Below are 5,324 nucleotides of genomic sequence, written 5' to 3'. Positions count from 1 at the left end.
CACCTTAACAGGGCGTTAGGTTTTTCCTTGCGACCAATTAGTTTAGCGCTATCATATTGATTTTAAGAAAGAGTTTAATGGTTTGGTAATATTCTTAAATGGAACTTCCAGCTCTGGAAAAACGACATTAAGTCATGCCTTGCAACAGGCTTTGGCTGATGTTTACCTACATGTCTCAGTTGATACTTACTTGTCTCAAATCGCTCAATGTGACCTAAATAGTGCCTCACTAATGGAAGAACGATTCCCTTATATCGTCAATGGTTTCCATGAATCAGCAGCAGCTATTGCGCGTGCAGGAAATAACGTTATCGTAGATTACGTACTTCAGCAGCCAGAATGGTTAGACGCTTGTGTTAAAGCGTTTGAGGGGTTGCCTGCGCTCTTCGTCGGTGTGCACTGTCCTCTCGAAGTGCTGGAAGCGCGTGAAGTGTCGAGGGGTGACCGCAAACAAGGAGCAGCCCGTTTTCAGTTTAATCGCGTACATAGTCATCGTACTTATGACCTTGAATTAGACACATCAAGTTTAGGCGTAGAAGCTTGTGTATCAGAAATCATTGCGTATATTGAGTCAGGCTCGAAACCTTCGGCATTTGAGAGGCTTAGGGCTCAAAGTGAAATTGGAAAACAAACCTAACAAAGCATTTAAGAGTGATTCGTAACGCTTGGCAGTTTCGCTTCGCTCAAGTATAGCCAAGCGTCACTCACACCTTAATGCGGCGTTATAACGCAAAATAAATTATGTATTAGGGATAAGTATGAAAGAATTTCAAAACTTAACAATAACGATAGATGAAACAAAAGTAGATGATTTTATAAACTACATCTCTGGGCTGTCTAATAATTGGCTTCGAGATGAAGAAAAAGAAGAAAATGTAACCAAGTTTACTGATGCCAAAATGTTTTGTTTTAACTATTTGGTCGATTCTGATGAGTATGCAAGTCTTTGGTTGTCTGAAAAAGAAGCTGGAATCTTATATATAACAAATATTGTTCCGATAAAAGTAAGTAGTTTAAGTATCTCTGAATACAATGAAGTGCAGAAACACTTCTGCAACGATCTAATTTCACGAGCTAGTCACAAGTTTTCCTTCGATTTCGATCTTACAAAAGAAAACATCGAAGTTGAGGATTTATTAGACGAAGATGCAGCAAAAGCTCTTCGAGCCTTTTCAAATTTGGCTAATAAATCAACTGGTCGTTCGCACCCACTAGACCAGGAGCGTTGGTTTAAGTTTATCACCTTAGCTTACAATTCAGACAAAAAAATCACTCCAGAGCAACTAGAAAAATTTCTTATTGAAGATGGGTGGGATCAAAACTACTCTTTAGACCTCGCTTGTGACTTTGAATATTCCATTGATTTGTTAGCTTACATTAAGTAGGTGGTCTGGATGAAATATAGCCTACAAGATCTATGTAATAAAATTATTGCTGAATCAGATAAGCCGGTGTTATTTTTAGACACTTGTGTGTTACTAGATGTCATTCGTGTTAGCTCTCGGGATGGAGCAAATGTAAATACAATTTCTACTGTCAACGACCTAGTAAATACTGATTCCATGTGGTTAATCATCAGTGATGTAGTTAACAGTGAGTGGCTTGAAAATGTAGATAAAGTATATTCAGAGGCAGATAAGCATCTAAAAAGCTTGGGTAAGGGTTTAGTTCAGTTTCAGAGTGCGTTAGCACAGTTTCCATCTTTAGGTACGTTTTCTTATACTAAAAGACCTCACGATTACAATGTACCGTCTCAATTAAAAGACCTTTCAAATCAATTACGTGAAAAAGCTCTTGTAATTGATTTTGATACAGAATGCGCAGGTAAGGCTATGCTTCGAGTTGTAAGCAATAAAGCTCCATCAGCACTAGGGAAAGACGAATCTAAAGATTGCACTATTTATGAGCACTATCTTGAGTTAGGTAGACAGTTAAGATCTGCTTCATTTAGTAATGAAATCGTGTTTGCTAGTTCAAACAAAGCTGATTTTGGGGAACCTGCAAAATTACGAGCACCGATAGATAGCGAACTATCGGAATTAAATATTAGCTTTGTAAATAGTCTTCCTTGGGCTTTGTCTTTGGTACAGTGATCAGCGTTATAACAAAGCATTTAAGAGTGATTCCCAACGCTTGGCATTTTTCATTCCATCGTTGGGTTTTGTGTTTACGGTGGCGTGGTTGGGTTTCGTGGTAGCGTTGCTCACACCTTAATGCGGCGTTAGGTTTTCGGAGTCACATGAAGAAAATTCTGTTTATTTTGTGTACGTTGATGTCAGGAGTAGTAATGTCTGAGGGTTTGTTTTTAAGTTCATATAACGAAGTGTCCGAACGTTATGCAATTCTCGATGAGTTTGAAGAGTCTGGGGTGCTTTACCTAACTAAGCCTCAAACTCAAAAGCCAGAAAGAGATGCCGTTGCGTACATACAGTACGTGCCTGTTTCCGAGGAATCTTGGAAGCAGAAAATGAGAGCAGGGGAACCGCCACAATTACACCAAGGGCTAGTTTCCAAAACAGCAATTATTGAGAAGACAGTAGAGCAAGATTTTAGCTTTCAATGGTCGGCTGATGGTAATTCAGTAGCCTTATTATATAGAAGCGTTCCCATAGCTTTCGTTACTAAAAGCGAAAAGTATGGTTTTAGCAAAGCGGTTGTATCAGATTCGCCAGTTGTTTCAGTCTGGAATTCAGAGAAGTTTAGTGAACTATTTGCGTAAAAACCTAACAAAGCATTTAAGAGTGATTCGCAACGCTTGGCAGTTTCGCTTCGCTCAAATATAGCCAAGCGCTGCTCACACCTTAATGCGGCGTTATGCGACAAGGCAAAATTTTTAGGTTTCTCTAAATTTAATCTCTTTGGCCAATCGCTTTTTGGTTTCGGCAAATCAGCATTTTCGGCTCAAATTCTTGAATCACTCAAACCGAAAAACATGCCAAAGTTCGTGAAGTTGCCTCATTAAAAATCGTATCTGGTCGCGGAAAGTTTCCCGGGCACAAAGTGTGGAAAGGGCAAGTTTACGGAAAGTCGGTATTTGCTGAAATTTTGGTTCGTTGAATTTCTCGCAAGCAAAAGCTAATTCTTCGCTTTAATGTCGCGTTCCGCGCTTGTGGTGGCCTTGTTACGAAATGTTGAATCTGTTGGTTCTTGAATCACAAAAAGTTATCTGCGCGTTTGTAGTTTGTCGTGTTTAAGGTAATGTTTTCGTTAGCCTATTTAGCATTGCCGAAAAATCGCATAACAAACAATTTAAGCAGATTCGCAACGCGTGGCAGTTTTGGTTTGCAGTGAGTATTGTGTTTAAGGCGCAATGCGTTAGCTTTTGTATTGCGTTGCTCACTACTTAATTGGGCGTTAGTTGCCAACGAGAAAATCGCAGCTAAAACAGAGTGTTTAGGTCTAATCGTTCGTGTGCTTTGCTTGATTCTGCACTTCGAACTTCGGGATCTTGGTTCACGGAAATTGAGCTTCGATCTTTTCCTAGTTTGGTTTGCCGTTTCAGAAGCCGGTTTACTTGTTGAAAGTCAGCTTTGTGGCACTGTTTCTCCAAAAGGTCTTTTTGGTGTTGTCAGTTCGTTTTCTACGGCGTTGCGTGTTCCAAGTGGTTTCAGTGACAGGCGCTTTGAAACTGCGCCTGAACTGAGTTTTTCAAAGCACGTAAAGCAAGTGTTGGCAAAGCGGTAATTAACTTCAAATCAAAGCTTTAGGTTTGGCAACTAACAAAGCATTCAAGAGGGATTCACAACGCTTGGCAGTTTTGGTTTGAATCGGCTTTAGTGTTTACGGCACAATAGCTTAGGTTGGGTGGTGGCGTTGTTCACCCCTTAATGCGGCGTTATGTGCTTTTGAGGAAAGTTGACATGGAAGTAGTAGAGGCGAGTCCAGATTTAGCTCCGATATTAGTGACTTACGCGAAAGAATGTTTGGAGTCGGGTATCCTTAAATATTTCAGCGTTGAGCAAGATCCTGAAGCTTATTTGTTAGGTTTAGTTGAACGCTCTAAGGCAACTTCTGAGTTACCAATCGGGTATTTACCCAGCACAACTTATTATTGCATATCTGACTCTGAAATCTTAGGCGCTATTCGAGTTCGTAAAGGTACTAACGCCAACGTAGAAAATGTCATTGGGCATGTTGGCTACGAAACTAAACCGTCAGCTCGTGGTAAAGGTGTAGCTTCATTTCTCCTCGCTTGGGTGCGAGACCATGTTGTCATTGACTCAGTTATTGTTACTTGTTCAATTGACAATCCAGCGTCCCAAAAGGTTATCGAAAACTGTGGCGGTGAGTATCTTGGCAACTACACAAGTGAAAACGAGGGCACTGTAAGGCGCTACCGTTTAGCACGCACATAACAAAGCATTTAAGAGTGATTCCTAACGCTTGGCATTTCTCATTCCATCGTTGAATTCAGTGTTTACGGTGGTATGGTTGGGTTTCGTGGTAGCGTTACTCACACCTTAATGCGGCGTTATGTTTTATAGGAAATTTCGAGAAGTAAATGAGTGAGTTAGATCATTTGGAATCCCTATTCGATAGGGTCGAATATCTACAGAATTTGTTAGTTGCGGAAGCAACTAGCGGAACTGGAGATAACAGTGATTACCAAACTATTAGAGCAGAGTTACTGGGTAACCCTACCGTAGCTCAGATGATTCCTCGATTTGTGAAAACCAATCGTAATCTAGAGCAATTTTGGCAGTTTATAAAATTTGAGTATGGAAGTTATGCTGAGCGTCGTCAGTTCCTATGGCAAGAGTTTAATCCACTCCTAGAGTTCCTAGAAAAAGGTCAATCTCATCCAGCTCAACAATCAATTTCTGAAGTTCTACAGAACTTTGATTCTGAAAGCATCCATCATGCATGGACTAAAGCTTTAGAGCGAAAAGTTAGAGATCCAGAGGGAGCAATTACAATTGCAAGAACCATTTTAGAAAGTGTGTGTAAGCATATTCTTGATGAAAAAGGCGTTGAGTATAATAGCACATCCATTGAACTCTCCGAGCTGTATAAGTTGACGGCAAAGGAGTTAAATATGGCACCAGAACAGCACAATGAATCCATATTTAAACAGATTCTTGGTGGCTGCTCAGGGATAGTAAATGGTTTAGGAACCCTACGGAATAAGCTGGGTGACGCTCATGGTCAAGGTAAGCGTCCAGTAAAGCCACGAGCAAGGCATGCAGAGCTTGCTGTAAACTTAGCTGGGACAATGTCACTTTTCTTAATCTCTACATATGAGGCTAATAAAACATAACAAACTGTTTAAGAGTGATTCGCAACGCGTGGCGTTTTCACTATGCGTTGGTTTTAGTGTTTAAGGT

The 5,324-nt window shown here is 40.4% G+C and carries 7 protein-coding genes; all 7 read left to right on the top strand.

The features are described from left to right. The first annotated feature begins 82 nt into the window (after positions 1–82). The 7 genes from KJB35_RS27985 to KJB35_RS27955 all read left to right on the top strand — a co-directional run bounded on the left by KJB35_RS27985 (position 83) and on the right by KJB35_RS27955 (position 5,257). Complete coding sequence (locus tag KJB35_RS27985; protein WP_213908281.1) at positions 83–637, top strand: chloramphenicol phosphotransferase CPT family protein; 555 nt, start codon at positions 83–85, stop codon at positions 635–637. A gap of 121 nt (positions 638–758) precedes the next feature. Continuing rightward, positions 759–1,385 carry a hypothetical protein gene (locus KJB35_RS27980; protein ID WP_213908282.1) on the top strand — a complete coding sequence of 209 codons (627 nt, stop codon included), beginning with the start codon at positions 759–761 and terminating at the stop codon, positions 1,383–1,385. A gap of 9 nt (positions 1,386–1,394) precedes the next feature. After that, a complete protein-coding gene (locus KJB35_RS27975) occupies positions 1,395–2,093 on the top strand; it encodes a PIN domain-containing protein (protein ID WP_213908283.1) in 699 nt (232 codons plus the stop codon). Positions 2,094–2,239: 146 nt separating this feature from the next. Then, positions 2,240–2,719: a hypothetical protein gene (locus KJB35_RS27970; RefSeq protein ID WP_021033927.1), complete on the top strand. Its 480-nt coding sequence runs from the start codon at positions 2,240–2,242 to the stop codon at positions 2,717–2,719. 608 nt (positions 2,720–3,327) lie between these two features. Beyond that, positions 3,328–3,684: a hypothetical protein gene (locus KJB35_RS27965; RefSeq protein WP_213908287.1), complete on the top strand. Its 357-nt coding sequence runs from the start codon at positions 3,328–3,330 to the stop codon at positions 3,682–3,684. Between the two features lie 176 nt (positions 3,685–3,860). Then, the gene (locus tag KJB35_RS27960) at positions 3,861–4,355 is read left to right on the top strand and encodes a GNAT family N-acetyltransferase (RefSeq protein ID WP_213869247.1); all 495 of its coding nucleotides are present in this window, start codon (positions 3,861–3,863) and stop codon (positions 4,353–4,355) included. Between the two features lie 146 nt (positions 4,356–4,501). Further along, complete coding sequence (locus KJB35_RS27955) at positions 4,502–5,257, top strand: abortive infection family protein (RefSeq protein WP_213908284.1); 756 nt, start codon at positions 4,502–4,504, stop codon at positions 5,255–5,257. The last annotated feature ends 67 nt before the right edge of the window (positions 5,258–5,324 follow it).

The sequence above is a fragment of the Vibrio sp. D431a genome (assembly GCF_030248655.1).
GTDB lineage: Bacteria > Pseudomonadota > Gammaproteobacteria > Enterobacterales > Vibrionaceae > Vibrio > Vibrio alginolyticus.
Note: the sequence above shows the minus strand (reverse complement) of the source record. Positions and strands in the feature narration are given on the sequence as shown.